Raw genomic sequence first — 23,540 nt, 5'->3', positions numbered from 1 at the left:
TCCGGGTGAACCCGGGGGTTTCCGGGTAACCCCCCCAGCCGCGCGGGGAGTCCAGGCCCCGCGTTATACTCTCGACCACAACGAAGCCCCCGAGTAGTGGGAGCTAGCGGGGTGGATGCATGTGGGGGAGTTGAGGGTCGTCACGTTCAAGGCTGAGGCGGGCCTCGTCGAGGCGATGAACAGGGCCAGCAGGATGCTCGGCCTCACGAGGAGCGAGCTGATCAGGGAGGCGGTGCTCCACTACCTAGACAGGCTGGGCGTCGAGGTCAGAAAGGAGGCCGGCCAGCTCGCCAGGGGAGACGGTCAGGTTATCACAATAATGCTGGAGGGCTAGCCACACCGCCCCCACCGCGGGGTCCAGGATCCCCCTCGACACCACGGCCCCTTCAACGCTGGACTCGAGCGCCTCCATGTACACGCTTGACCTGGCTAGCCCCCCGTAGACCCTGAACACTCTCACGCCCCACCTCCCGGCGGCCGTGGAGACCAGGCGCGCTAGCCCCAGCGCCGCCCGCCTGAGCAGGGAGGCGGCCTCGCCGCAGCCCTCCTCCGCTGCGTCGACCACTACCCTCGCAGCCCCCGCCGCGGCCCCCACGAGGCTCCTCCCGGAGAGGTGGACCCAGGCCGAGGCCTCCTCGGGGCTCGAGACGCCGAGCCTCGAGGCCAGCGCCTCCTCTAGGCACGTCCACCTCCTCAGCCCCTGGAGGGCCTCCCCCAGCATCCTCAGCGCCCTGGAGCCGACCTCGAACGCGGAGCCCTGGTCGCCGAGGAGGGGGCCGTGGTCGCCGAGGATGCGGCGCTCCCCGCTCTCGGGGTCGTAGAGGTACACGAGGCTCCCCGTCCCCGCTATCACCGCGGCCTCGCCGCCCTCAATCCACGACGTCCACCAAGCGATGTAGGCGTCGTGGTCCAGGATCAACGGGAAGGGGGTCAGGGACTCCACCGCCCTAGCCTTCCTAACGCTCGCGACCCCAGCGTCAAGCCCGGCCACGCCGGCGTAGACACCCCTAACCCCCCGGGCCCCCAGGAGGCGGAGGGACGCCCAGACGCCCCTCCTAACCTCGCCTGCGAGGCTGGAGGCGCCGCGGTAGAAGAGGCTCAACGCGCTCCCGCTCCACCTCGACCAAGAGAGCCTCGAGGCGTCGAAGGCTATGAAGGAGCTGCGCGAAGCACCCCCATCAACGCCCACAACCACGCACTCCAACCCTACCAACCCCCACTCAAACTAAAAACCCCCAGCCCGGCCTTAAGCAACCCCACGGGCCCCCGCGGGAGCCGCCGTAGCTCAGCCTGGCGGAGCGCCGGACTCATACGGCCCCGCAGGCGTCCCTGCCGAGGTCGCCCCTAAGGGAGGGGGCCTGGGAGATCCGGAGGTCCCGGGTTCGAATCCCGGCGGCGGCACCACGGCGGGGGCCCCAGGGGCGCTCTCCCAGGCCCCCAACAACCCCGCCACGCTCCTCCAAGACTGCGGGGGATTAGGAGAGGGGCCCCTCCTAGCCGCGGGGAGGCGGCTAACCGCTAAAATCCCCGGCAGCCCAGGCTTAGACCCCCCGGATGCCCCCGGGGATACCCCAGGGGAGCCGCCGTAGCTCAGCGGCAGACCCCTGCGCGGGGCCGAAAGCGCCGGCCTTGTAAGCCGGTGGTCGCGGGTTCGAATCCCGCCGGCGGCTCCACGCGGTTAACGGGCCCCTAGGCCCCCATTGCACCCTCCACCCCTCCGGGATCCCGGCTGGGGTTCAGCTTGACCCCCGGGGATTGGGGCCTTGCGCGGCTGGGTCTACCGCTGGGATCCCTGGGATCCTCGTCTGCCCTGGCTTCTGGTTAGCCCGTGCTTCCCGGCGTAGACGGTTTTGAGGTAGCGTATGATCTCCGTGATGGGTATGTGGACCGGGCAGGCTTCCTCGCACCTCGCGCAGCCTATGCATAGGTGGGCCAGCTCCGCCGCCTGCTCCTCGCCTAGGGTTATCGCGGTCCAGGCCACGCCCATGGGGCCGCCGTAGGCTGGGCCTCCCCAGAGGTTTGCGGTGTGCCTCCATACGGGGCACTCGAACTGGCAGCGGCCGCAGCGGATGCACCTGAGCTGCTCCCTTAGGAGGGGGTGCCTGGCCGCCCTCCTGCGGCCGTTGTCGACTAGCACAACGTGGACCTCCCTGGGGCCCTGGGCGCCGTAGACGCGGGTGTGCTCTATGTCCGCCGTGCTGCTCGGGCCTGTTATGACGTTCACGTAGGTTGGAGGGTAGAGGCCCGCGTAGGCCGCTTGAACCATGGCGGCCTTCAAGGCGTCCATCAGCGTAGGCACTATCTTATCCACCCCCGCGATGGCGACGTGGACGGGCGGGAGGCCCGTGACGAGGCGTATGTTGCCCTCGTTCTCCACCAGCACTATGGCCCCCGTGTCGGCTGCGAGAGCGTTCGCCCCGCTAACCCCCACCTGGGCCCTCGCGAGCTTCCCCCTGAGGAACCTCCTGACAGCCTCCACAGCCTGCTCGACGCCAGCGTCGGGGGGCAGGGCCTCGTCTATCCTCTCCCTCACCAGCCTCACGGCGCGCTTCCGCGTCAAGTGAATCGCCGGCGCCACCGTGTGCATCGGCCTGCCCCCCTCCAGCTGGACTAGTAGCTGCCCGAGGTCAGTCTCCCAGACCTCGTTGTCGAGTCCCTCGAGGAACTCGCGGACCCCGAGCTCCTCAGCCACCATGCTCTTAGACATGACGACGAGCTTGCCCCTCCCCACTATTTTCTCGAGGATGGATAGAGCCTCCTCCCGGCCCTCGGCTAGGTAGGGGCGCGCCCCAGCCCTCTCCAGGGACTCCATCACCAGGTCTATGTAGCGGTCAAGGTTCTCCGTGACCCTCCTCTTGACGGCCTCAACCTCCCTCGCCATCTCCGCCAGCCCAGGGTGGGACTCGAGGATCCCCGGGACCCTCTCCTCCGCGGAGAGCGACGCCCGCCGGACCCCCTCCTGGAAGTCCCGGTCCCCGAGCGCCTTGAGCACTGACCTGAGGACCCCGCCGAGGTCAAGAACCTCCCCCACCGGCACGGGGGCTCACCCAGCCCCTCGAGGCAGCCTCGCCGCCAGGATCTCGGCGATGTCCGCGACCACAACCCCGCCGGGTTTGACTCTGGAGAGGTTAGCGTAGCATATGGGGCAGAGGGTCGCCACGTTCCTGGAGTACTGGGCCAGCTCCTTCACCCTCGTCTCCGCTATCCTCCTGGATAGGCTCGGGGACACAAGCCCTAAGTGGCCCCCGCAGCAGTACGTCATCCTACCACTCCTCCCGGGCTCCACGGGCTTCACGCCAGCCCTCCTGAGGAGGATCCTGGGCTGCTCCAGTATCCCCAGGCGCCTCGCGTAAAGGCAGGGGTCGTGGATCACCCACTCGCCGCCACCGCCGCCCTCGAACCCCAGGTCCCTCTCCGCGAGCAGCTCGAGGTAGTTCACCACCTCCAGGCTGAAGCCGTCGACGAACCTGGGGTAGACCTCGCGGAGCACGTAGCTCGTGTGGGGGTCGACGGTTACAACCCTCTCCACCCCCTCCCCCTTGAGGGCCTTGTAGACCCGCTCGGCGTGCACTGCGAAGGCGTCGTCCAGGCCGAGGTCGTAGAGGAGGGTGCCGCTGTAGAGGTCGTTCTCGTACACGTACCCGTACTCAACGCCTGCCCTCGAGAGGAGCCTGGCTATCGAGCGGAGCACCCTCTCAGCCCACTCAACCTCCCCCGGGTCGGGGCTGGCCGAGAGCCTGGAGGGGTCCACCGCCGCCCCGCCTCCGGCCCGCCTCCTCTCGAGCCCCTCCAGCTCCCTGACCAGGCTGCTAATGTAGGGGGCGAGCTGGTAGAGGGCTCCCGTGTAGAGCGCCGTGGGCCTCCCCCGTGGCAAGCCGAGGGGCTCGGCCCACGAGTAGACCGCCTCCCGGGGGATGGGCACGGGGAAGCCAGTCCTAGCCACGCTATCCGCCAGGCTCCTGAGCACCTCCCTCACGTCCACCGCTCGACCCACCACCCCTCCACGGGCCTAAGCATCAGCCCTCCCCGGCGCCGCGAGCCCGGTGCGGGCGAGGCTCCTCACGGCCCGGACGACGCCGGGCACGTCCACGCCCGCTGGGCAGGCGAGGGTGCACGCGGCGCAGAGGAGGCAGGAGTAGATGGAGGCGAGCCCCTCCACGGTGAGGCGGCCCTCCTCGACCGCGGCGAGGGCCAGGTAGACCCTGCCCCGGGGCCCGTAGCCCCTGTGGGGGCCGAGGGGGAGGGTGGGGCAGCTCGGCTCGCAGAGGCCGCAGTACATGCACCTCGACGCCTCCCCCCTCACCCACTCGGCGAGCGCCCCGGGATCCCGTGAGCCCCCGGGGTCCATGGCTTAGACCACCCGGCCGGGGTTGAGGATCCCCTTAGGGTCGAACGCCCTCTTGATCGCCCTCATCAGCTCGAGCGCCTTCCCGGCCCCCCGCGCTTCGAGCTCGACCCTCAACCCCTCCCTCTTGAGGGATCCCACCCCGTGCTCGGCGCTCACCGTGCCCCCGAGCCTGACTGCTAGCCTCATCACTTCCATGAACCACTCCTCCACCCTCCTCCTCATGGACTCGTCCGAGGCGTCGAAGCCCGTGGCCGGGTGCAGGTTCCCGTCGCCCACGTGGCCCCCGATGAGCGTTGGGAGCCCGTACTCCTCCTCCAGCCTCCTCAGCTCCTCCACCGCCTCGACGAGCCTCGAGGGGGGCACAGCTATGTCCTCCACGTACGTCAGGATCCTGGCGCCGGGCCTGCCGAGGAGGGTGTGGAGGTGCTTCACCTGGGCGGGGAAGAGGCTCCTCCTCACCTGGAAGAGCCCCTTCTCCTCCGCCTCCCCAAGGCTCCTGGCCTGGTACACCAGCCCCGCCCCGCGCCGCTTCACAGTGCCTACGAGCCACTCGAGCACCCTCCCCGAGGCCTCCCTGTTGACGTCCACGCCGACGAGCAGCATGCGCCCCTCCGCCCTGAACGGGGCCCCCACAGCCTTCACCGCGGCCTCAACGGTCTTGTCGTCCATGAACTCCATTATGAGCGGCTGGACTCCGCTGGCCCTCAAGTCGACGACCGTCTCCATGAGGCTCTCGAGGCCCCTGTAGAAGGCTAGCACCACCACGACGTTCTCGGGGAGGGGGGCTATCCTGAGCACCGCCTCCGCCACGAGGGCCAGCGTCCCCTCGCTCCCCACGATGAGCCTGACGAGGTCGTAGCCCTGCCTGCACTTCACGGTGTAGCAGCCGAGGAACATCTGCGTGCCCCTCTCGTCGGGGAGGACTACCCTGAGGCCGAGGACCCAGTCCCTCATAGTGCCATACTTAGCCCCACGCAGCCCCCCGGCGCCCGTGTTAACCGCCCCGCCCACCGTAGCGACGGGGGCGCTGGCGGGGTCGACGGGGAACATGTACCCCCTCCCCGCCAGCTCAGCGTTCAAGTCGCCAATCCTAACCCCGGCCTCCGCGACGACGTACCCGTCGACAATGCTCACCCCGCGGATCCTGTTCAGGCGGGCGGTGGAGACGACCACCCCCGCGTCGCCCGGCACGCTCCCCCCGACTAGCCCAGTGCCGGAGCCCTGAGGGTACAGCTTCAAGCCATGCCTGTAAGCGTAGGAGGCCACGAGCGACAAGTCCCCAACGCTCTCAGGGAATACGACGACAGCCTCGCCCCCCTCAAACCCCAAGGGATCCCTCCGGTAAAGCCTTGTAATAGCCGGGTCATCCACAACCTTACCCGGCCCAAGGAGCCTCGACAACGCCTCAGCATGCCTCGCCAGAACACTCAACGCCCGAGCACCGGCCCACGAGGCAGGCAAGCCCCAAGGGAGCCCGGTGGGGATAAATTAGTTTCCACATAATGGGCCCGGCTACCCTCTAACTTAACTGCAAAACCAAACGGGAAAGTCCAGAAAACCAAGCAGGGCCTGCGCGGGGGTCAATAGCCCCCGAGACGCAGTGGGCACAACGGGCTCCCCCCGGGAAAAACTAAAACCATCCACAAGCATAGCCGAGCCCGGGGGAAGGGGCGGGCCCGTGGCCTAGCCAGGATAGGGCGCCGGCCTGCGGAGCCGGAGGTCCCGGGTTCAAATCCCGGCGGGCCCGCCAGGCCAACCAGCTTAATGGAAAGGCCCTGGGGGCCACCACCCGATCAGCTTCTCGTGGTCGCGGCCGAGATTCCGGGGGGCTCGGAGGTGCTGGCGGGCTAGGCGTGGGGACGGCTTGGGCTTCGGGAGCGCCTATTTTATCCACTGCTTTAACGCCGAGTCAACGCGCTTGTAGAGGTCTAGTAGGTAGTCTTTAACAGCTTCATCCCTCAACTGAGGGTTGAGCGCTCTCAGGAACCCAGTGTCTACTCCAAGCCTTACGGGGTCGGGTTTTCCCGGGTTGAACTGCTCGGGTATCCTCTTCATCTCCTTCTCGGCGTACTCGTCGAAGGCTCTCGCCAGCTCCTTTAGGGTCTCGCCGGGGAGGGCTCTAACGTCTAGCACTGGGAGCATCCTCCAGTGCGTCATTTTTAAACGGCTCCACCTCCCCCGGGTCTCCTCCCTGTTCGCTAGGATGGTGAGCAGGCCCCAGGTGGTGTTGAGCCATAGAACTAGCGCTTTCTCAGCTTGCTCCCTGCGCTCCTCGGGCACGTTCAGCCTGACGGCGTAGAATGTGTTCGATAGCACGGGCTCCTTGGAGAGCATCGCTATTGCGTGGGCGGTGTCCCACCAAATCCTGTCCGGGACAATAATCCTCCCGCTAAACTCCCCATACAGCTCCCTCGCCCTGCTAGTCCTTGGCTCGGCGTAGGCGTTGGGCTCGGCGGCCATCTTCCTCCTAACCTCCTCCCCTCCCCCGTAGATTACGGGGTACGGCGTTGCGGTGCTCGTTCTCCTGAAGTGGTCGTGGAACTGGTGAGCGTCAATGCCCAGCCTGTGGATTAGCTCGTTAAACCTCGCTAGAGGGATCCTAACCCGGTGCCCCCCTATGTTGACGGCTCCGTTGTCGATGAGGTCAAGTATTGCATCTACTAGCTCCTGGTCCGGTAGGGCTACAAACATGTTCCAGTTATCGACGTGTTTCAGCAGCTCCTCCCTGCTAACTACGCGTACCCTAGCCGCGCTCCCCAGCTCTTCGACCAGGCCGTGACCCTCCGCAAATCTACCCTCGCTTATGCGCGTGCCTAGCATCACTGCTTCAAGCATCCCACTGGGCTTGCTGAGGAGGTTCACGAACACCGTCTCCTCGCCCGGCTCGTGCCTCGTCTTCCTCCTCGCAATGATTAACGCCTCGCTCAGGGAGGTTCCCTCCGAGAAGTTGTAGCCTTTCCTAGAGTCGCTGCTCACGACTACGTATAGCACGTGGAACTTGGTTGCTAGGAGTGTTCTAGCCAGGAACCAGGAGGCGCCGGCTAGGATGTTCCTGGGCAGGACGAAGGCTATCACTCCATCGTCGCCAACGTATTTATACGCCAGGTACAGGAAGAGGAGGCCCTCGCCAGCCTGGCCGACGTCGAGGTATGGCCTAAACTCCTGGGCGCCCCTAATTATCTCCTGGATCTCCCCCGGGAATAGCGTGATGTTGGCCCTGGCAATTTCCCTCAGCTCCTCCTTCACCTTATCCCTCACACGCCCGTATGCCTTGATGAACCTCTGCCTAACGGCTTCATCTACTATGAAGCCGAAGAGGCCTCTCCCGCCTTCAAACCTCTCCGTCCTGCCCGTGGCGCGCGTGAATGGGGGGTTCATTATTATCAAGTCGAACTTGCCCGGTATCTTCACTTCACCCTCCACACCTTCGAGAGTGGTCTTCTCAGCGGCCCCTGCAAGCCCGCCCTCTATGTAGGCGAGGATCCCGCCGACCCTCCCGCTGTCGTTCAGCAGCTCCAGGCTCCCGAGCCACGCAGTCTTCTTGTCCGGCATGTAGCCCAGGTAGATCGTGTAAACGTTTTCCCTCGTGATGGTCTTAGGGCCTACTAGTGCGAGGTTTATCGCAGTTATCTGGGAGGCGTAGCGTAGCGCGTCGATCCCGTATATGCCCTCCTCTATAAGCGTCTTGCCTATCTCGTCCAGGTCCACGTCGAGGTTGTGGTAATACTTTAGCATGGAGGCTATCCTCATGAGCGAGCTATACGCGGCCGTTAGCAGGGTTCCACTGCCGCATGCAAGGTCGGCGACCCTGGCAGACCTTATCCTACCCAGTATCTCCTGCGCCTCCCCTCTTCCAAGTCTTGGAATGCTTCTTCCCTCCAAGCCTAGGAGGCTGTATGCTGCGAGCGTTGCTAGAAGGTATGCCGCCGGCACTTCCGTGTAGAACGTTGCAAACCCCTTCCTTAACGCTATATCCCCAGTAATCTCGTGGTATATCCTGCCCGCAAAGTCCCTCCTGAGTAAGCTGGGGCTCTGTGCAATCCTTAACGCTAGATCAACCAGCCTCCGCACCCTATGTGCTACACTGTCGGGGAGGAGCCCCAGTATGTTGAGCGTCGTCTCGACTGCAACCCTGTAGTCTATTTTGAGTAGGTTCCTGAACGCCTCTATGAGCCCGCTTATAGGGCCGTGCCGGTCGACGTACCGTCTTACGGGTTCAAGGCGTGGATGCACGCTCCTGACGCGCTCGTAGAACACCGTCGACAGGAGTATCGAGAGCACCGCCTGGCCAAACGCGATCTCCGGGTCCTCCGCCTCCGCGACGGAGAGCCCGTAGAGCCGGTAGAGCTGGTCGTATATGCCTCTACGTATCTCGCCCCTACCGTCTACCGAGGCTAGGGCTCTAGTGAAGTCCTCCACCTCCCGCTTAACCTCAGCTATGAGCCCCTGAACCTCCTCCTCCCTGGCGAGGAACGAGGAGGCGCTCTCAATGATAGTCTTGAGCAGTGGCAGGTCAACGTCTCTAAACCAGCCCGTAGCCTCAACCCTCCTACCAGTGGACCTCTCCAGGAACGAGATGAGCGTGTCCTTGGCGCCCACAGGCACTAGCACCTTTACGTCGAACCTAGACCTCCTTATGCGCTCAACGAGCTGGGGCTCCGGCTCGTCCCTATAGCGCTCTTTAAGCCAGAGCGCGATGGCAACGTCTACAAGCCCCTCCTCAAGCCGTTTCTCAGCGTCCCTCTCCGCGTCCGACCTGTCGTAGGAGGCCTCGATGCCAATGATCAAGCCCCTATAGTAGCACCTTATGTCGGGCCTTCTCCTACCACTCAGCCTCTCCGCCCTAGCATCAATGCCGAACTCCCTGCTCAGAACATCGGCTAGCCGAACGTTAACGACATACTCGGGAACCCATGACAAGCACTCGAGCACCCCACACCCATTATTTAAGATAAAATAATTAAGGATACCAAGTCTACTCAACGTGGAAACGCACTATTGTTATAACGCCCTAATTGGATCCGGATATCGCTAACATCAGCTACACCATTACAGGGCGGAGGGTAGTAGGGGTTGGGAGCCTTTTACTCGCGGTGAAGCTTGTTGGAGGAGTGCAGGGGGATATGAAGGGTTGCAGGGAGCCCTGCGGCGGTGAGGGTGCCGGGGGTGGGTGCTGGCAGGAGGGGTACCAGGACTAGCCGCTTCGGCGTGCCGGGCCGGGTGTCGCACGACTCGACCCTATTCTATTCCAGGAAGCTGTACAGGGGCGTGGAGCTCCCCAAGCCCTCGCCCCGGGATTTGAGGGAGAACCCCGTGCCCCCCGAGCTCCTCGACAGGGTCATACTCGGGGACGCTAGGGATGTACTGAAGAAACTGCCGGATAACTGTGTGCACTTGATGGTCACGTCCCCCCCGTACAACGTTGGGAAGGAGTACGATGCCGACCTTTCCCTTGGCGAGTACTTGGATTTCATTGAGGAGGTTATGAGGGAGGTCTACCGGGTCCTCGTGTGGGGTGGCCGGGTCTGCTTTAACGTGGCGAACCTCGGGAGGAGGCCCTACATCCCCCTCCACGCCTACTTGATTGAGAGGTTTGAGAGGATCGGCTTCCTCCTCCGCGGGGAGGTCATCTGGGATAAGGGCGACGCGGTGAGCGGCTCCAGCACCGCCTGGGGGACTTGGATGAGCGCCGTGAACCCTATCCTCAGGGACCAGCATGAGTACATCATCATACTGAGCAAGGGCGACTTCAAGAGGAAGAAGCCTCCAAACAAGAGGGACACTATTACGCGGGAAGAGTTCCTAGAGTTCACTCGGAGCGTTTGGAGGATCCCGCCGGAGAGCGCTAAGCGGGTCGGGCACCCCGCACCCTTCCCCGAGGAGCTGCCCCGCCGCTGCATTCAGCTCTACACGTTCACGGGGGACGTGGTCCTAGACCCCTTCGCCGGCTCGGGCACCACCTGCGTCGCCGCCGCTAGGCTGGGCAGGCACTACATATGCATAGACGTGGAGGAGGAGTACATCGAGCTAGCCAGGCGGCGCTTGAAGAACATTCAGGGAGGCGCCCGCCCATAACCGGGCTCCACGCGAGCAGCTCCCTGAACGCTTTGAGGGCCCTTCCACGGGGCGTCGAAGCCCCCCGGGGATCCCTGTCACCCCGTGAAAGTCAACCCACGTTTCGGAGGCGAAGAGGCGGGGGCGTGATTAAAGGGAGGGCGCCCCGGGGCCCCCTAGGGGCTTGGGCCTGGTGGGGCTCTTGGCTGGGGTGCCTGTCTCGTTCGAGGCTCTGAGTAGCCGGGTCTTGAGGGTCACCGTCGGCGACGCCCCGGCTGGTGGGAGCTTCGCGGTGCTCAGGGAGCCCGGCGGGGGCGGCGGGGGGGCTTGGCGCGTCTCCCGCGAGGGGGGCGGCTTCGTTGTTGAGTGGCGTGGCTTGAGGCTGACCGTGGTGGGGGAGCCCGGGCGGGAGGGTGGCTTCACCGTTCTGAGGCACAGCCTCGACGAGGGTGACCATGTGTACGGGTTGGGGGAGCGCTACTCGCTAAGCATCGACAGGAGGGGTGGCTGGTTCCACGTGTGGAACTCCCCCCAGCCCTGCCACCTCCCCTCGGGGGATCCCATGTACCTCTCCATTCCCTTCTACATGGTGGCTAGGCCTGGGAAGTGGTACGGGGTCCTCGTCGACTACCCCGGGTACATCCACGTCGACTTGGGGGCCGGGGATCCCGGCTGGGCCGTGGTTAGGGTGGAGGCCGGGGGGTTCAGGGCCTACATTATAGCAGGCGAGAGCCCCGCCGAGGTGCTCGACGCCTACACCTCGATGACTGGGAGGCCTTTCATGCCGCCCCGGTGGGCGCTCGGCTACCACCAGAGCAGGTACAGCTACGCCTCGCAGCGCGAGGTGCTGGAGGTGGTGGAGGGGTGCAGGAGGCACGGGATCCCCTGCGACGCGGTCTACCTAGACATAGACTACATGGACGGGTACAGGGTGTTCACCTGGGACAGGCGGAGGTTCCCCGACCCCGAGGGGCTGGCGAGGCGCCTCCACGAGATGGGGGTTAGGCTCGTAGCGATAGTGGACGTGGGGGTCAAGGCCGAGGCGGGGTACTGGGTGTACGATGAGGGGCTGAGGATCGACGCCTTCCTGAGGACTAGCCGCGGGGACCTCTTCAGGGGCGGCGTATGGCCCGGCCTCTGCGTCTTCCCCGACTTCCTAAGGAGCAGCGTGAGGGAGTACTGGGCCCGCCTCATCCGGGGGCTGCTCAACACGGGCGTGGACGGCGTCTGGCTGGACATGAACGAGCCCTCGATCTTCTACATGGAGCCAGCGCTCAGGGAGGTCGTCGGGGAACTCGCCAGGCTCCTCCGGGAGGGGAGGGTCGATGAGGCGGGGTGGAAGCTCTACTGGGAGGCGCTCCCCAGGGTCACCACGAGGGGCTACAAGTGGAGGGGGCCCGCGGAGATAGACGCGGTCCACACCAGCGACGAGGGCCGGAGGATCCCCCACAGGGCCATCCACAACGCCTACCCCCTCCTCGAGTGCGAGGCCACCAGGACGGGCTTCACGCAGCGCGACCCGGAGGGGAGGTGGTTCATCCTCTCCCGCTCCGGCTTCGCCGGGATCCAGAGGTGCGCCGCCGTCTGGACGGGTGACAACGAGTCTGACTGGGGGCACATGGCCGCGAGTATACCGATGATACTGAACCTCGGCCTCTCCGGCGTCCCCTTCGCCGGCGCCGACGTAGGGGGGTTCGCGGGCGACGCCGAGCCGGAGCTGCTGGTGAGGTGGATGCAGCTGGGCGCCTTCTACCCCTTCTACAGGAACCACAGCAGCAAGGGGACTAGGAGGCAGGAGCCCTGGGTGTTCGGGGAGCCCTACACGAGCATCGCCAGGGAGGCGGTGAGGCTCAGGTACCGCCTCCTCCCCTACATCTACACCCTCTTCGCCGAGAGCCACAGGACCGGGATCCCGGTGGCGAGGCCCCTCTTCCTCGAGTTCCCCCGGGACGAGGCTAGCTACACGGTCTCGGACGAGTTCATGCTCGGCCCCTCCCTCCTCGTGGCCCCCGTGCTCTCCCCCGGCGCCCGGGCGAGGGCGGTCTACCTCCCCGAGGTTGAGTGGCTCGACTACCACACCTGCGAAGCCCGGGGGCCCGGCTGGGTGCTGGCAGAGGCGCCGCTCGAGAGGATCCCGCTCTACCTCAGGGAGGACTCGGCGGTCCTCACCACGGACCCCGTGGAGAGCACTGCGGTGAAGCCGGGGGTGCTCAGGGTCGAGGCGTTCCTCAAGGGGGAGGCGTCAGCCCGCCTCTACGACGATGACGGGGAGACCCTAGCATACCAGAGGGGGGAGTACTTCGAGGCAGAGTTCAGGCTCGAGAGGAGGGGGGCCAGGGTGAGGGTGGAGGTTGAGGTGTTGAACGATGGCTACAAGCCGGGCTACGAGTGGGTGGAGTTCAGGATACTCAACGGCAGGGGCCTGGATAGCCTGGAGGTCAACGGGGCCAGGGCGGCCATGGTGCGCGAGGGTAGAGCCGCCGCGGCGAGGATCCCGGCGAGCCTCCTGTGGGGCACCCGGGGCTAAGGAACAGCCGTTCACGCCTTGCCGCAGAGCCTCACGGCGCCCTCAAGCATCCCTCTATATAGAGGGTCCCTGGCCTCGCTTGGGGTCAACACGAGAAGGTCGAGGGGGAAGCTGCGCCTTCTAAGCCTGCGGAGCCTCACCGCCTCCTCAACTGGATCCCTGGCCTCCCTGACGATGACAACCACGTCGTAGTCGCTGTAGGGCAGGCTATTCCCCCGGGCCCTCGAGCCGGAGAGGTAGACCTCCAGAACATTCCCATTCCGGCAGAGTACCTCGACGAACTCCCTGAACGCCCCTTCCCAGGCCTTCATTCGCTCGGCGTAAACCCTCAGGTTAGGGGTCCGCAACGCTCTCAACCCACGAGATGACTCTCCCCGCCTCCTCCAAGCACCTCTCCCCGCGGCTCCTACTATAATCCACGGGCCCCCCTCCAGGCTGCCTAGCCATAGTGTAGTGCGGCGTCAACGCCTCCCCGCACAAGGCCACCTCCCGGGAAACCTCGACCCCCACCCCGGCCAGCGCCTCCAGGAGCCCGGCTATGTCACGGGTGTAAGGGTACACACCCGTGAGCGCTAGCAGTAAGGCCTTAACGTACAGCTCCGCCGCCTGTTGGGACTCAAAGCACGCCAGCCAGTAGTGGCCCTCCTCCAAGTGCCTCTTAGCATCCTCGAAGAACACTCTAGCCCTGTCAACCCACTCGCCGGGCAGCTTAATCCCGCGCAAAGCCAAGTCCTCCCCTACGCACAACCAATGCCTGGGATCCCGCGCCCGGCATGCGGGGCGTCCCGGGCTTGAGTGTGCGAGTTCAAGGGTTACCCGGGAGGTGTGGGGAGTATTCGCTCTCCCTAAAGGCGTCCAATGAAGCCCGGGGGAGCTGGCTGTGGCAGCGGCTAGCTGGAGAGAGGCCTGGGCTTCTACTCGGGCGGCCTCCCGTCCCTTGCTAGGGGGCAGGTGGGGTCGCCGGCGAAGAGGTCGCCGGTCCTTATAAGCGCCCTCGCCCTGCAGCCGCCGCAGACCTCACGGTACTTGCAGGACCTGCAGGGTTCCCCGAGGTTGCTCCTGTCCCTCAGCCTCTTGAAGAGGTCGCTGTTCCAGATCTCGATCGCCGGCTTCTCCGCGACGTTCCCTGCGGTTACCGGTATGAAGGGGCAGGGCCAGACGTCCCCGTTCGGCTTGATGTAGAACATGCCCCTGGCGGCGATGCACCCGGTCACGGCGCGCTCCAGCACCTTGAGGGGGATGTGCCTGGCCCTCTTGGCGAGGAGGGCGTAGTACCAGGGCGCCGCGATGGGGGATATCACCAGCTCCACCTCCCCCTGGAGCCTTGCAGCCGCCTCTATGACCCTGGCGAAGTCCTCCCTGGTGAGGGAGAGCCTCCTGTACACCTCCCCTCTCCCGACGGCTACGAAGGTGTAGAGTAGCACTACGTGCGCGCCGAGCTTGTCCGCGAACCTCACGAGCTCCTCCATCTCGTCGATGTTGAACTTGGAGATGGTTATGTTGACCTGGAGGTACATCCCGGCGTCGAGGACGTTCCTCATCGCCCTAACCGCCGCCCTCCACGCCCCAGGGACCCCCCGGAAGGCGTCGTGCTTCTCCGGCTTGACACTGTCGAGGCTGATCGCCGCTCCGATCACGCCGGAGCGGGCCATCCTCCTCGCCGCCTTCCCGTCGATGAAGTACCCGTTGGTCGCTACGACCACGCTGAAGCCCAGGCTGGAGGCGTACTCGGAGAGCTGGTAGAAGTCCCTCCTGACAAGGGGCTCCCCGCCGGTGAAGACGAGCATCCTGAAGTCCTTCACCGTGGTGAGGTTCTCGATGACCCTCATCGCGCCCTGGGTGTCAAGCTCGCCGAGGGGGTAGCCCTTGCCGCCGTCGGCGTGGCAGTGGATGCACCTCAAGTTGCACCTCGCGGTGACCTCGAAGACGGGGTGGGGTGCGTAGCCGAAGCACCCGTACTTCCTCGCGCCCGCGGCAATCTTGAGGAGGCTCCCCAGGTCCCTCCTCCACCGCCCGCTGAGCCTCCACCCGGTGGCGTCCATTATCGCCGCGAGGGCGAGGGCCTGCCGGGCGAGCAGGGTGGGGGGCCAGTAGTAGGGCGGCACCCTAGCCAAGCCCGGGGCACCCGCATGGGCTACGGGGCAACGCCTGGCGGTGGTGGGTTAAGTCTCCGACTGCGTATCCGGCTACCTTAGCAGGGGGATCGCCGCGGCCAGCACTATGAACGAGGAGATGGCGTTGGCCAGCACCGTGAGGGCGCTAACCCTTTCCAGGCCCCTCTTGAAGTCGTAGTAGACACTGTCCTTGAGGGCGTCGGCGGTGGGTTTGTAGGCGACGAGCGCCGAGAGCGCTAGCGCGGCCAGCCCCGCCGCGGGGCCGGCTAGGTGCCACGCCGCCACCCCTGCACTCACGACTGCGGCGATGTTGGAGGCCGCGTAGAGGATCCTGGCCCTCTCCCTGCCGAGCCTCACGACCAGGTTCCTCTTAGAGACCGCCCTGTCGGCCTCGTAGTCTGGCACCTCGTTTATCACTATGAGGGAGAAGACGGTGAACGCTGCTGGGAGGGAGAGGAGCGTGGCGTTGAGGTCGATGGCGCCCTTGACTATGTAGTAGCCACTCGCCACCGCGAGCCAGCCGTAGGCGAAGGCTATGAACAGCTCCCCGACCCCCCGGTAGGCCCACTTGAACGGGGGGCCCGAGTAGAACACACCGGCTACGACTCCTGCGAGGGCGAGCCAGGCTAGCAGGGGCCTCTCAGGGTAGTACCTGGCCACGTAGACCGCGAAGAGTAGGGCGAAGACCGCGAGGGAAGCGATGAGGGCGTAGAGGCCCACCCTCCTGGGGAGCATGCCGTCCGAGAGCGCCCTGGTCCCCCCACTGAACCGGTTATGGTTCTTGTTAATCACGTCGCCCTCGTAGTCAAAGTACTCGTTCGAGTAGTGGGTGGCGAGCAGTATCAGCGTGAGCCCGGCGTAGCTCAACGCCAGGAGGCCCCAGTCAACACTGCCCCCGAGGATGTAGCCCAGAACCACGCCGGCCGTGAAGGGGGCGAGGCCCGGAGTCAGGAACGGGATCCTGCTCAGCGTGAGGAAAGCCTTAACTCTGCCCGCGAGCCCGGACGCAGCGCCTCCGCCCACGGGCCCGTCCACTCCGGTTACCCCCTCGGGTTAATAGTTGGAGCATGCATTACATCAATTAATAAGTTTTGATTAACGACACTAAACAACTAGACCCTCTAGACGGGATCCCGGGGGGTTCTAGGCTTTGCTCCTCCGTTTGAGGTGCTCCTTGAACTGCTCCAGGTACTTGAGGCCGTTGTCAGGGTATACTAGCACGTAGTCGCCCTCCTCCAGCCTGCCCTCCTGGGCCAGCTTCTCGAAAGCCTTGGTTACCGCCCCGCTGCTTAGGCCTATGAGTATCCCCTCGCTCCTCGCTACCCTCACAGCCGCCTCGACAGCCTCCTCCCTGGTTATGTCGACGACCTTGTCCAGTTCAGCCATGTGGATCCACTTCATGCCCGTCTCCACCCGCCTAAGGCCGGATATCACGTGGCCCCTCGCGGGCTGCACCCCCACGACTCTGACTTTCCCCCTGTACCTGCTCTTGAAGTAGAGGGCTAGGGCTGACATGTGCCCGGAAGTCCCCAGCCCGCCGATGATCGCCCTCGGTAGGATGCCCCTGCGGGATAGCTGGAGGTCGAGCTCCTTAGCCGTGTACCTCAGGTGAACCTCGAAGTTCCAGTCGTTCTCGAACTGGTTGAGGTGGGAGGCTCCATCCCGGGCGGCGTCGTGCTCGACGTCGCCGATGAAATCGACGGTTACGGGCTTGTGTTTCCTTACAACCTCAGCCCCCAGGACTTTGAGGATGACGTCGCTAGCCTTCTGCGCCGCCGAGGGGAGGTACAGCCTAGCCTTGATCCCGTACACTGCGGCCATTGAAGCCAGCGCTATGCCCGTGTTCGTCGACGTCGCCTCGTAGACTGCGTGGGGGAGCCTCCCCTCCCCAAGCGCCTTGGTGAACATGTACCACCCCACCCTGTCCTTAATGCTCCAGCTGAAGGGGTTGAACGCCTCCCACTTCGCCCACACCCTGTAGCCTCCTCGAGACAGGGAGGAGAGCTTGAAGAGCGGGGTCGGCCAGTTCCCGCGTAGAAGCTCGACCGTGCCATCGTAGACCCTGTAGGGGTCTCCGCGGATCTCGTCGAAGAACCCGAGGAGATCCAGGGGCACGAAGACGTCGACTGGCCTGCCATCCGAGACGGGGACCCTGGAGACGCCGAGCCTCCTGAGGGCCTCGTAGACCTCCAAGCCGTCTACAACCCTGCCCCCCTCCACGGCGACAGTCCTCCAGACGCCGCCCTCCCAGAGGATGCGCTTGACAACGTCTACGACATCGGCCAGCTCCAGGGATCCCTCGGCCCTCAGGAGGCCTATCTCGACTAGCCTGACGCCCACGCTTCACCACCCCCAGCGGCTCGCCGGCATGCTCAGAGCTTCTCTAGGGGGTAGTTGACATGGGGGATGTCGAAGCAGACCCTGTGCCTGCTAGTCCTCGGCGGGAGCAGCCTGCCCGTGAGCCCGGCCATTCTGACGAGCTCCTTCGTCACCCTCCAGCCCGGCCTCCAGGAGGACACGGTGACGCACTCGTCGTCGTAGTCCACCAGCACCGCGGGGGCTAGCCTCCTCCCGAGCCTTCGGAGAGCCTCGACCCTGTGATGGCCGTCGAGGATGACCATGGTCTTGGAGTCGACTAGTATAGGCCTAATCACCACCCCTGACTCCAGGATCTCCCTGACAAGCTCCAGGACGTGGCTCTCAATCACCTGCTCGTGGACCCTCAGGCGGGCGAGGGGGGCTAGGCCGAGCCTAGCCCTGCCCCCCAGGGGGCCTAGCGGGTTGGGCAGTCCAGCTCCCACACACCGCCACCCGTCACGCCCACCACCCCGCCAGCGTAGGTGCTGCCAGGCAGCCCAGAGGGCCGGACTTGAGGTTAATAAATTGAAGCCCACATAATAGGGTGGGTTGCCGAGCCCACGCCTCCCGGGATCCCGTGGAGGCGCTGTTAAACGGTCCTACGGCGCTCTGCGTCGGCGGAGTCGGTGGTGCGCGGCCTTGTACGCCGAGGAGGGCCCGGCGTTCGTGGACGACTACGTGGCCGGCGGCCCCGGGTGCATCAGGGTGGACGGGTTCGACGCCGTTGTCTGCCTCGAGCCGGAGTGCCCCGTGGAGGCTGAGGGGGCCCAGGTCTACTGCTACCCCATCGAGGACTTCAGCGTGGAGCCCCTGCCCAACTTCCACCGGGCCCTCGCCACGCTCCTGAGCCTCGCCTGGGAGGGGTTGAGGGTCTACGTCCACTGCCGCGCCGGCTGCGGCAGGACGGGCACGCTAGTCTCGGCGTACCTGATACTCTCGAAGGGGCTCAGCCACGAGGAGGCCGTCGGGGTCTACCGGGGGATCCGGGGGTGCGGGCCCGAGTCCTGGGAGCAGCACATGCTACTCAAGGGCCTCGAGATACTGGCCTCACGCCTCGGCAGCCAGGGGGCGCTCGAGGCGCTCGGGAGGGCCGGGAGCCTGGAGGAATTCATGGGGGAGGTGTACAAGCACGCCGGGCGCAGGGGTTGACGCCCTGGTTTTTTCCGCTGCAGCACCCCCGCCGTGGGGAGGGGGTGGCTTGCTGTGCCCCTCTACACCAGGACAGGCGACTCGGGTGAGACCTTCTGCAGCGTAGCCGGGGGCAGGGTTCCGAAGGACCACCCCGTAATCGAGTTCCTGGGCAGCCTCGACGAGGCGGTCAGCCTCCTCGGCCTCGCCCGCTCCCTAACCCCCCCGTGGCTGGCGGAGGCCTCCAGCGACCTTGCCTTGATCCAGGACATACTCTTCAACGTCGGCGTCCACCTCGCCCGGGGCGGGGTGCTCGGGGAGCGCCACGTCGAGTGGCTGGAGGCGGTCACCGACAAGTACTACGGTAGAGCGCCCCTCAGGCACTTCATACTACCCGCCGGCCCGGCCCCCGCCGCGGCTGTCCACGCCGCTAGGGCCGCGGTGAGGCGGGCCGAGAGGAGGCTCGTTTCAGCCAAGAGGGCAGGCTACAGTGTAGACGACGTCGTGCTTAAAGTTGTGAACAGGGCCAGCGACGCCCTCTTCGCGCTGGCCGTCTACCTGTCCAGGGCCCTGGGCTACCAGGACGAGCCGGCGGGGTCCCACCTCAAGAGACTCCAGGAAGGGGCAGGCGAGGGCAAGGGCTAAGGGCAGCACCTGCACGCCGGGCCGGCCTCCCCCAGGGCCCTCCCGGGGACGGGCATCACTCACGGCCCCAGAGCGCTCGGCGCCTGCGTGGGGCTCCGTCGATGGCGTAGCCCATCACAGGGCCCTGGGGGAGGCCGCCCTTCCCCGTCTGAGTGGCTGCCTCCCCGGCTTATATCCTGCCCCCGGCTACTCTTCAATGCGGAGGCGGGGCTGGGTTGAGCACGCCCCTAACGGAGGCTATAGGCGAGCCGGCGGCGCGTGTGACTTTCATGGATGCCAAGACGTTTAGGGAGATGATGGAGGCGCTGGGCAAGATCGTCGACGAGGCGAGGTTCACGATAACCAGGGATGGCGTCAGGGTTGTGGCGATGGATCCCGGCAGGGTGGCGCTGATCGAGATCAACGTCCCGGCCGAGGCGCTCGCCGAGCTAGAGCTTGCCGAGGGCAGGGAGCAGGTCGAGATGGGCGTGAACATGGAGAGGCTTAGGAACTTCGTTAAGAAGGGGAAGAAGGGGGACCACGTGGTCTTCCTAGTCACCGACGACAAGGTGCTCATCACGCTCGAGTCCAAGCCGGTGAGAAGGTACCTGCTCCCCAACCTGGAGGTAGCAACGGAGGTGCCGGAGGAGATAAGGCTGGAGTTCGACGTCGAGGCCACGGTTATGAGTGACGTCGTGAAGAAGGCTGTGAAGGACGCCAGCGTGTTCGCCGACGTGATAGAGTTCGAGGCGGGGGAGGACTACCTGGTCATGAGGGGGAGGGCCGAGGGCCGCCGGGGCGTTGAGGTGAGGCTCACCCGGGACTCCGCGGCCCTCCTAGGCCTCGAGGTTAAGGCCCCCTCGACGAGCGCCTACGACCTGTCGTACATCAACAACGTGCTTAGCCTCACCAAGGTGGCTGAGGCGGTTGATGTGAAGTTCTCCACCGACAAGCCGCTGGAGATGGTGTTCAAGAGCGTCGAGGGGAGCACGGTCAGGTTCCTGCTAGCCCCCACCGCGCTTTCGTAGCGGCTCCCTCAGCCTCTCAATCACCCACTCCCTGCTGAGCAGGGCCAGGAGGGGCGCCGCCCTCGGCCCCTCGGGGCGGCCCACTATTGCCAGGTAGAAGTCCCTGTAGAACTCCCTCCTCTCCCCCCTACTCATCCCCCTGCCGAACTCGACGAGGGCCTCCTTTATCGTGTCCTCCCTCCAGTCGCTCAGCGTCGCCAGGACGTCCGCGAGCCTGGCGAGCCTCTCGGGGTCCTTCACCTGCCTCACGGCCTCCTCGGGGAGCTCCTCGGGGATGCTTATCCTGAGGTGGGGCGGGGCGTACCTCTCAGCCCACCTCCCAGCCTTCTCCACGAGTGACGCGGCCCAGGCGAGGCTGTAGTCGTCCGCGTCCTCGGGCAGGTGGCCGGTGAGCCTAAGCCTCCTCAGAGCCTCATCGGGGAGCTTCTCCCTCGGTATGACCTGGGCTAGTATCGCGGCGTGAGTGTAGGGCGGCTGCGCCGGGAGCCTCTCCGGCACCTTGCCCGGGTGGCTCAGCTCGTACGTCCTTGAGAGGTACTCGCGCTCCTCCTCGTTCCTCGCGTCCTCGGCGTTGAAGTATATCCTCTCCGCCCTGTAGTACTGGTCGTAGTAGAGGGGCACCTCGGCCATGTCGATGGTCACCCTCCTCTGCGGGGGGTGGAGGAAGTAGAGGAACCTCAGGATCTGGGGGTGGGCGACCTCGAGCCACTCCCTGGGCGTGACGCCGACGAAGCCGCTGCTAGTCATATCCGCCTCCCTGCCGCCCGCGCGGAGGGAGACCCACTCGTACCACACCCCCTCCGGGGGCTTGAAGCCGAAGACGTTCACCGCCAGGTCTACGCAGCTGTCCCTGCTCCCGCCGGGCGTTGCATGGTCTTTGCCGTAGGGCTCGAAGTCGACGCCGAGAACCTTCCAAACGCCCGTCCACTCCACGCGCCAGTTCAGCTTGGTGTCGCCGAAGCCCACCTCCCCCTCGTGGCCGCAGTTCCTGCACCTATACCTGACCCTCCCGCGCTCCAGGTCGACGCTGGTCACCTCGGTCGAGTCGACCCTGCCACACCTCTGGCAGACGGCCTCGAGGGGGATCCAGCCCTCCGGGTAGGGCTTCCTGCCCCTGTACTTGTTGACTACCCTCCTCACCTCCTCCCGCTTCCTCACGACCTCCTCGATGAACCCCCTGAAGCCCTCCCTGTAGAGCTCGTGGGTGTAGACCACCTCAATCCGGCCGTCGGTGAAGTCCTTCAGGTAGGGGCCGAAGTCGCTCCAGTAGTGCTCCACCCAGCTGGAGTGGCACCCCTTGGGATCCGGCACCCTGGCAAGCGGCCAGCCAACGTAGCGCCTTGCCTCCTCGGGGTCGCTGAACTGCTGGAGCTGCTCGGGCTTCCCCTTCCAGGGGTCCTGCGTGTAGAGCGTGAGCAGCTGCCTAACCTTGAACCCCCTCTTCTCCAGCTCCCTCCTCACCGCCTCGACGAGGAGCACCTCCCCCCTCAGCCTGCCGATGTGCTGGATCCCAGAGACGCTCAGGCCACCGTTGAAGACTAGGACATCCTTCCCGCGCTCCCTGAGCCTGGGTATCAGCGAGTCAACCAGCTTGTCGAGCCAGTGCACCCCCGGCATTCCGGCGCACCCACGACGGTGAGCACGCCGGGCCGGCGGCGGCTAAAAGAGGCTGAAGCTGAAGCAGAGGCCCGCGCCCGGGGGGCGCAGCCCCCGAAGGATGAGTGGGAGGGCGCTACTTCAGGCCGCCGCCCTTCTTCTTAGGCCTCAGGTTTTTACTCTTACACCTCCTACACTTCGTGGCGCCGGGCGGGTTGAGGGCGCCGCACTTCCTGCAGACTAACTTGTTCAACACGCGCTTCTCCACTATCGCCAGCAGCTCAGGGTCCGTCACCGGCATCTACTCCTTCCCCCGCCCGGCGCCCGGTGGCTGGCCCGGGTCTTTTAAGGCTTCAACGCGCCCCGGGCCAGGGAGGGGTGCCGGGGGATTGGTTAGGATACCGCTTGACAAGGTGTGCGTGCGCACAGGCTTCCTCTGCCCGGCCTGCCAGGCGAAGGTTGAGAAGGGCATTGTTCAGCCTTGGGAGGTTGACGTGATGAGGGCCCTCCTGGAGGTGGAGGACGAGCTGGGCCCCCTCGACTTCGAGTACGTGAGGGCAGAGAGGGTTAAGGGGACCCTCTACATCTTCGTGAGGGGCGCCATGGGGGCCCCCGCCCGGGTGGAGGAGGCCCTAGCTGGGAAGCTCCGCGAGAAGGGCGTGAGGAGGGTTAGGATACTGGGCGAGGCCTCAGACCCGGTCTCCGCGATAAAGGTGGCGCTCCACCCGGCGAGGGTCCTCGGGGTAAACAGGTACTACCTCCCAGACGGCTCGGTCTACTACGTCGCCAGGGTGCCCAAGGCCGACCGGGACCTGCTACCCGGCAGGCTGGAGGATGCTAGGTACCTGCTCTCCAAGATAGAGGGAAGGGCAGGCTTCAACGTCGAGCTCGTGGACTACGCCGAGGGGGAGCCGAGCGAGCCGGTCGCGATCAGGCAGGAAAGCGTCAAGTCTATCCTCGACAAGCTCGGCATCTAGGCTAAAACGCTAAGAGTGCAGAAAAGGCGGGAGGGGGGAGAGCGCGCCTGCCCCCTGGAGGGCTGGCGTACCTCCTAGAGGGCGCGCTAGAAGACCGGCAGCACGGTCCTGCCGTACTCTCTGTTAACCATGGTAGCTAGGCCTAGGTACCACGCCATCAGTGCTACTGCGAGGACCTGGAGGGCAGCCGCTTTAACGCTTCCAATGCCGAGGGCTAGGAGGGCCAGCTGTATGAAGGCTAGCTCAACCATTACGAAGACTATGAATAGCAGCTTCCCGTGCTTCCATGAAGCGGCCAGGGGGGCTATTGTGAACAGCGCCCACCCAAGGAAGAAGCCGAAGGTCTCCATGTTGCCGGACTCCACGCCCATCATTGGCAGCAGCCAGTTATGCGCGACGAACGTTAACCAGAACGTGCCGAACGAGACGAACGTGGTCCCGGCGAACATTTCACCCCTCTTTAACTCTATTATGCCCGCTATGAACTGCACGGCCCCGCCATACATCAGGGCCATGGCAAGCACCGGGCCAGCGCCCCAGTAGCCTAGGAGGTGTAGTGCGGTAACCGTTGTCGTCACGGCGAAGCTCATTAGACCCAGGACCACGGCACTAGCCCACTCTCCACCCTCCGACGGCAAGATTCATCCCACCCCCGAATTGCTCTCCATTTTTCCACTCTTATTTCACAGTTGTCCCACGAGTTCACATATCACTGAAATATAAATTTTACGACGAGTTAGCTTGAGGAAAAATATTTTAAGGAGAGCGATTAACATAAAATTAAAT

General features: G+C 65.1%; 22 protein-coding genes and 3 tRNA genes. 10 read left to right on the top strand and 15 right to left on the bottom strand.

Annotated features, from left to right (window positions below; genetic code table 11):
- Window positions 1-121 precede the first annotated feature (121 nt).
- The gene (locus tag ACYQ3J_RS04135) at window positions 122-334 is read left to right on the top strand and encodes a ribbon-helix-helix protein, CopG family (RefSeq protein WP_460125043.1); all 213 of its coding nucleotides are present in this window, start codon (window positions 122-124) and stop codon (window positions 332-334) included.
- On the opposite strand, the gene ACYQ3J_RS04130 is transcribed toward ACYQ3J_RS04135, so the two are convergent.
- Entirely contained in the window at window positions 245-1,195 is a 951-nt protein-coding gene (locus ACYQ3J_RS04130) for a BadF/BadG/BcrA/BcrD ATPase family protein (protein ID WP_460126205.1), read from the bottom strand. The two genes, ACYQ3J_RS04135 and ACYQ3J_RS04130, sit on opposite strands and share 90 nt — an antisense overlap.
- 79 nt (window positions 1,196-1,274) lie before the next feature.
- Between ACYQ3J_RS04130 and ACYQ3J_RS04125 the strand changes: the two genes are divergently transcribed.
- Together ACYQ3J_RS04125 and ACYQ3J_RS04120 are read left to right on the top strand one after the other, a co-directional pair.
- Window positions 1,275-1,404, top strand: a tRNA-Met gene (locus ACYQ3J_RS04125).
- 175 nt (window positions 1,405-1,579) lie between these two features.
- A tRNA-Thr gene (locus tag ACYQ3J_RS04120) sits at window positions 1,580-1,673 on the top strand.
- A gap of 104 nt (window positions 1,674-1,777) precedes the next feature.
- Here ACYQ3J_RS04120 and ACYQ3J_RS04115 read toward each other — a convergent pair.
- The 4 genes from ACYQ3J_RS04115 to ACYQ3J_RS04100 are packed head-to-tail and all read right to left on the bottom strand — an operon-like array spanning window position 1,778 to window position 5,779.
- A complete protein-coding gene (locus ACYQ3J_RS04115) occupies window positions 1,778-3,037 on the bottom strand; it encodes an LUD domain-containing protein (protein WP_460125040.1) in 1,260 nt (419 codons plus the stop codon).
- A 6-nt stretch (window positions 3,038-3,043) separates the two neighbouring features.
- Window positions 3,044-3,994, bottom strand: coding sequence for a (Fe-S)-binding protein (locus ACYQ3J_RS04110; RefSeq protein ID WP_460125037.1), 951 nt, complete (start codon window positions 3,992-3,994; stop codon window positions 3,044-3,046).
- A gap of 15 nt (window positions 3,995-4,009) precedes the next feature.
- Window positions 4,010-4,348 (bottom strand): 4Fe-4S dicluster domain-containing protein, encoded by a 339-nt coding sequence (locus tag ACYQ3J_RS04105; protein ID WP_460125034.1) that lies wholly within the window; start codon window positions 4,346-4,348, stop codon window positions 4,010-4,012.
- A 3-nt stretch (window positions 4,349-4,351) separates the two neighbouring features.
- A complete protein-coding gene (locus tag ACYQ3J_RS04100) occupies window positions 4,352-5,779 on the bottom strand; it encodes an FAD-binding oxidoreductase (protein ID WP_460125031.1) in 1,428 nt (475 codons plus the stop codon).
- A gap of 241 nt (window positions 5,780-6,020) precedes the next feature.
- Between ACYQ3J_RS04100 and ACYQ3J_RS04095 the strand changes: the two genes are divergently transcribed.
- Window positions 6,021-6,098 (top strand) — tRNA-Arg (locus tag ACYQ3J_RS04095).
- A gap of 131 nt (window positions 6,099-6,229) precedes the next feature.
- Here the strand turns inward: ACYQ3J_RS04095 and ACYQ3J_RS04090 are convergent.
- Window positions 6,230-9,268 carry a DNA methyltransferase family protein gene (locus ACYQ3J_RS04090; protein WP_460125028.1) on the bottom strand — a complete coding sequence of 1,013 codons (3,039 nt, stop codon included), beginning with the start codon at window positions 9,266-9,268 and terminating at the stop codon, window positions 6,230-6,232.
- Between the two features lie 246 nt (window positions 9,269-9,514).
- On the opposite strand from ACYQ3J_RS04090, the gene ACYQ3J_RS04085 reads away from it, so the two are divergent.
- Both ACYQ3J_RS04085 and ACYQ3J_RS04080 read left to right on the top strand, forming a co-directional pair.
- The gene (locus tag ACYQ3J_RS04085) at window positions 9,515-10,423 is read left to right on the top strand and encodes a DNA-methyltransferase (protein WP_460125025.1); all 909 of its coding nucleotides are present in this window, start codon (window positions 9,515-9,517) and stop codon (window positions 10,421-10,423) included.
- A gap of 190 nt (window positions 10,424-10,613) precedes the next feature.
- Window positions 10,614-12,929: a glycoside hydrolase family 31 protein gene (locus ACYQ3J_RS04080; RefSeq protein ID WP_460126203.1), complete on the top strand. Its 2,316-nt coding sequence runs from the start codon at window positions 10,614-10,616 to the stop codon at window positions 12,927-12,929.
- An 11-nt stretch (window positions 12,930-12,940) separates the two neighbouring features.
- Here ACYQ3J_RS04080 and ACYQ3J_RS04075 read toward each other — a convergent pair whose 3' ends face one another.
- The 6 genes from ACYQ3J_RS04075 to ACYQ3J_RS04050 form a co-directional block, all read right to left on the bottom strand.
- Complete coding sequence (locus ACYQ3J_RS04075; protein ID WP_460125023.1) at window positions 12,941-13,276, bottom strand: nucleotidyltransferase domain-containing protein; 336 nt, start codon at window positions 13,274-13,276, stop codon at window positions 12,941-12,943.
- The gene (locus ACYQ3J_RS04070; RefSeq protein ID WP_460125020.1) at window positions 13,263-13,652 is read right to left on the bottom strand and encodes a HEPN domain-containing protein; all 390 of its coding nucleotides are present in this window, start codon (window positions 13,650-13,652) and stop codon (window positions 13,263-13,265) included. Before ACYQ3J_RS04070 ends, ACYQ3J_RS04075 begins: the two co-directional genes overlap by 14 nt.
- A 191-nt stretch (window positions 13,653-13,843) precedes the next feature.
- Window positions 13,844-15,034, bottom strand: coding sequence for a radical SAM/SPASM domain-containing protein (locus ACYQ3J_RS04065; protein WP_460126201.1), 1,191 nt, complete (start codon window positions 15,032-15,034; stop codon window positions 13,844-13,846).
- An 81-nt stretch (window positions 15,035-15,115) separates the two neighbouring features.
- On the bottom strand, window positions 15,116-16,078 hold the full coding sequence (locus ACYQ3J_RS04060) for a prenyltransferase (RefSeq protein WP_460125017.1): 963 nt from the start codon (window positions 16,076-16,078) through the stop codon (window positions 15,116-15,118).
- A 108-nt stretch (window positions 16,079-16,186) separates the two neighbouring features.
- The gene (locus tag ACYQ3J_RS04055; protein ID WP_460125014.1) at window positions 16,187-17,383 is read right to left on the bottom strand and encodes a pyridoxal-phosphate dependent enzyme; all 1,197 of its coding nucleotides are present in this window, start codon (window positions 17,381-17,383) and stop codon (window positions 16,187-16,189) included.
- 32 nt (window positions 17,384-17,415) lie between these two features.
- Complete coding sequence (locus tag ACYQ3J_RS04050) at window positions 17,416-17,844, bottom strand: ParB N-terminal domain-containing protein (RefSeq protein ID WP_460125011.1); 429 nt, start codon at window positions 17,842-17,844, stop codon at window positions 17,416-17,418.
- Window positions 17,845-18,040: 196 nt separating this feature from the next.
- Here ACYQ3J_RS04050 and ACYQ3J_RS04045 point away from each other — a divergent pair, with 196 nt between their 5' ends.
- The 3 genes from ACYQ3J_RS04045 to ACYQ3J_RS04035 all read left to right on the top strand — a co-directional run bounded on the left by ACYQ3J_RS04045 (window position 18,041) and on the right by ACYQ3J_RS04035 (window position 20,181).
- Window positions 18,041-18,550: a protein-tyrosine phosphatase family protein gene (locus ACYQ3J_RS04045; RefSeq protein ID WP_460125008.1), complete on the top strand. Its 510-nt coding sequence runs from the start codon at window positions 18,041-18,043 to the stop codon at window positions 18,548-18,550.
- Window positions 18,551-18,604: 54 nt separating this feature from the next.
- A complete protein-coding gene (locus tag ACYQ3J_RS04040) occupies window positions 18,605-19,174 on the top strand; it encodes a cob(I)yrinic acid a,c-diamide adenosyltransferase (RefSeq protein ID WP_460125005.1) in 570 nt (189 codons plus the stop codon).
- Between the two features lie 215 nt (window positions 19,175-19,389).
- On the top strand, window positions 19,390-20,181 hold the full coding sequence (locus ACYQ3J_RS04035) for a DNA polymerase sliding clamp (protein ID WP_460125002.1): 792 nt from the start codon (window positions 19,390-19,392) through the stop codon (window positions 20,179-20,181).
- Here the strand turns inward: ACYQ3J_RS04035 and lysS are convergent.
- Both lysS and ACYQ3J_RS04025 read right to left on the bottom strand, forming a co-directional pair.
- Window positions 20,158-21,798: a lysine--tRNA ligase gene (gene lysS / locus ACYQ3J_RS04030; protein WP_460124999.1), complete on the bottom strand. Its 1,641-nt coding sequence runs from the start codon at window positions 21,796-21,798 to the stop codon at window positions 20,158-20,160. The genes ACYQ3J_RS04035 and lysS overlap by 24 nt on opposite strands.
- A 115-nt stretch (window positions 21,799-21,913) precedes the next feature.
- Window positions 21,914-22,078: a 50S ribosomal protein L40e gene (locus tag ACYQ3J_RS04025; RefSeq protein ID WP_460124996.1), complete on the bottom strand. Its 165-nt coding sequence runs from the start codon at window positions 22,076-22,078 to the stop codon at window positions 21,914-21,916.
- An 88-nt stretch (window positions 22,079-22,166) separates the two neighbouring features.
- Here ACYQ3J_RS04025 and ACYQ3J_RS04020 point away from each other — a divergent pair, with 88 nt between their 5' ends.
- A complete protein-coding gene (locus ACYQ3J_RS04020) occupies window positions 22,167-22,754 on the top strand; it encodes a transcription elongation factor NusA (RefSeq protein WP_460124993.1) in 588 nt (195 codons plus the stop codon).
- 86 nt (window positions 22,755-22,840) lie between these two features.
- Here the strand turns inward: ACYQ3J_RS04020 and ACYQ3J_RS04015 are convergent, their stop codons facing one another.
- A complete protein-coding gene (locus ACYQ3J_RS04015; protein ID WP_460124991.1) occupies window positions 22,841-23,392 on the bottom strand; it encodes an acetate uptake transporter in 552 nt (183 codons plus the stop codon).
- Window positions 23,393-23,540 lie beyond the last annotated feature (148 nt).

It is taken from the genome of Stetteria hydrogenophila (assembly GCF_054657575.1).
This window is presented reverse-complemented; position numbering and strand designations above follow the sequence as displayed.